Origin of the sequence: Delftia sp. ASV31 (genome assembly GCF_016428765.1) — a bacterium.
GTDB classification, from domain to species: domain Bacteria; phylum Pseudomonadota; class Gammaproteobacteria; order Burkholderiales; family Burkholderiaceae_C; genus Comamonas; species Comamonas acidovorans.
The window spans coordinates 1-2,667 of record NZ_JAELTK010000174.1; the positions used below are offsets into that span (position 1 = coordinate 1).

Consider the following 2,667-nt stretch of genomic DNA (forward strand, 5'->3'; position numbering starts at 1 on the left):
GGCTGGAGGCCGACTCCATGGTGCTGGATGTCGAAGCCGACACGCCGGGCGCTCCGGCCTCCACCGCCCCCGCAGTGGATGAGGAACAACTGCATGCCCTGCTGGAACAGGCACGCGCCGAAGGCCATGCCGAGGGCCTGGAGCAGGGCCGCCAGGAAGCCCGGCAGCAGTGGCAGCAACACATGGATGACTACGTCTCCGGCACAGGCCGCGAGACGGCGCAGCGCGTGGACGCACTGCTGTCCGGCCTGGATGCCGGCTTCAAGCAGCTGCAGACGGATGCAGCGCAGGAACTGCTCAACCTGGCCTGCGACATTGCGCGCCAGGTGGTCCGCCAGGAGCTGCGCAGCCAGCCCCAGGCCCTGTTGCCCGTGGTGCGCGAGGCGCTGGACATGCTGGCCGCCGATGGCCGCGCCGCCACCGTGCGCCTGAATCCCGCCGACTTCGCCGTGCTGGACGAGGCGCTGCGCGCCGAGCATGGCGCCCAGTCCAAGGTGCAGTGGATCAGCGACGCCTCCGTGGCCCAGGGCGATGTGCGCGTGGAATCGGGCGGCGCCCAGGTCGATGCCGGCATGGACAAGCGCTGGCGCCGCGCCGTGGCCGCGCTGGGCCTGGTCTCCACCTGGTATGACGGAGAACGCGATGCCGGTTGACGCCCCGCTGGCCGACGCCGCCAAACTGACCCCCGAGCCTGCCGCCAGGCCCTGGCAGCAACTGCTGTCCAATGCCCGCGCCCGCCTGCAGAGCGACATTCCCCTGGAAACCCACGGCACGCTCACGCGCCTGACCGGCCTGGTGCTGGAGGCCACGGGCCTGCAGGTGCCCGTGGGCTCGCAGTGCTGGATACGCCAGCAGGGCCAGGACCCGGTGCTGGCCGAGGTCGTCGGCTTTGCCGGCGAGCGTGCGTTTCTCATGCCTGCGGGCGACATCCAGGGCCTGTCCAGCGGCGCCATCGTGACGCCGGCCGAACCCTTTGTCGCACCGCTGCGCTTTGGCGACGGTGTCGAGCCGCCCGTGTCCCTGGCGGCCGGCGTGCTGCGCCTGCCCATCGGCAGCGGCCTGCTGGGCCGTGTCGTGGATTCGCAGGGCCAGCCCCTGGACCATGGCGGCCCGCTGGCCGACGTGAGCGCCGATCTGCTGGACCGCAACCCCATCAACGCCATGGACCGCGACCCGGTGCGCGAGACGCTGGACACCGGCGTGCGCTCGCTCAACGCCCTGCTCACCGTGGGCCGGGGCCAGCGTCTGGGCCTGTTCGCGGGCTCGGGCGTGGGCAAGTCCGTGCTGCTGGGCATGATGGCGCGCTACACCCAGGCGGACGTGATCGTGGTCGGCCTGATCGGCGAACGCGGCCGCGAGGTCAAGGAATTCGTCGAAGACATCCTCGGCGCCCAGGACCGCAGCCGCGCCGTGGTCGTCGCCGCGCCGGCCGATGCGCCGCCGCTGCTGCGCATGCAGGGCGCCGCCTATGCCACGGCCATTGCCGAACATTTCCGCGACAAGGGCCAGCATGTGCTGCTGCTCATGGACTCGCTGACCCGCTATGCCATGGCCCAGCGCGAGATCGCCCTGGCCATTGGCGAGCCGCCGGCCACCAAGGGCTATCCGCCGTCGTGCTTTGCCAAGCTGCCGGCCCTGGTCGAGCGCAGCGGCAACGGCCTCAACGGCGTGGGCTCGATCACGGCCTTCTACACCGTGCTGTCCGAAGGCGATGACCAGCAGGACCCGATTGCCGACGCGGCGCGCGCCATTCTGGACGGCCACGTCGTGCTGTCGCGGGCGCTGGCCGAGTCGGGCCACTACCCGGCCATCGATATCGAGCAATCGGCCTCGCGCGTGATGCACAACGTGGTCTCGCGCGAGCACTTCGAGCTGGCACGGCGCTTTCGCGCTGTCTATTCGCGCTACCAGAAGGGGCGGGACCTGGTCCAGGTCGGCGCCTACATGGCGGGCTCGGACCCGCAGATGGATGAGGCGATACGCCTGCAGCCGGCCATGGCGGCCTTTCTGCAGCAAAGCATGTTCGAGTCGGCTTCCATGGACGAGAGCATCTCGGGCATGGCTGCCGCACTCGGTGGGCAGTGACGCGGCGACGCGGCACTGCCAAAACGCGACCAACGCGATAACGAACACAGGGAGGAAACCCCGGTATGTCGTCCTTGAATGCCTTGATGGTGGCCATCGATGCCGCGTCGCGCAAGCGTGACGAGGCGCGCCAGGCGGTGCAGGAGCGCCTGCGCTCGCAGCAGGCCGCGCAGACGCAAATGGAGCAGCTGCAGCACTACGTGCAGGAAATGCAGACGCGCTGGGGCGCGCAGGAAAACCAGTCCGTGCAGCCCGAGGTCATGTTCCACCAGTACCAGTTCATGGACCGCCTGCAGCACGCCATCGGCCTGCAGACGCGGGTGCTGGCCGACCTGGCGATCCGCCTGGAGGCCGCGCAAAAGGCCTTGATGGCCTGCGAGCTGCGGGTCAGCAGCCTGCGCAAGGTCGTCGAGGTGCGCCGCCGCGATCTGGCGCTGAGCCAGATGCGCCGCGAGCAAAAGGAAACCGATGAACGTGCGGCCATCCAGTTTTTCCGTCGCAGCTTCGGGCTGACATTCCAGGAGGCTTGAAGCATGTCCACCAACCAGATCGAACAGCGCGCCGATGCGCGCAGCGCCATGC

General features: G+C 69.5%; 3 protein-coding genes. All 3 read left to right on the plus strand.

What is annotated here, in order from left to right:
* Window positions 1-653 (plus strand): FliH/SctL family protein (locus JHD82_RS28745; protein ID WP_199140289.1); only part of this gene is annotated, 653 nt, incomplete at its 5' end.
* On the plus strand, window positions 643-2,085 hold the full coding sequence (gene fliI / locus JHD82_RS28750) for a flagellar protein export ATPase FliI (protein ID WP_233174944.1): 1,443 nt from the start codon (window positions 643-645) through the stop codon (window positions 2,083-2,085). The genes JHD82_RS28745 and fliI, both read left to right, overlap by 11 nt.
* 65 nt (window positions 2,086-2,150) lie before the next feature.
* Complete coding sequence (gene fliJ, locus JHD82_RS28755; RefSeq protein WP_012202574.1) at window positions 2,151-2,615, plus strand: flagellar export protein FliJ; 465 nt, start codon at window positions 2,151-2,153, stop codon at window positions 2,613-2,615.
* Window positions 2,616-2,667: the final 52 nt, after the last annotated feature.

Bases quoted from the DNA above. Each gene is read 5' to 3' on its own strand.
- fliI (WP_233174944.1), top strand. From the start codon at position 643: ATGCCGGTTGACGCCCCGCTGGCCGACGCCGCCAAACTGACCCCCGAG.
- fliJ (WP_012202574.1), top strand. From the start codon at position 2,151: ATGTCGTCCTTGAATGCCTTGATGGTGGCCATCGATGCCGCGTCGCGC.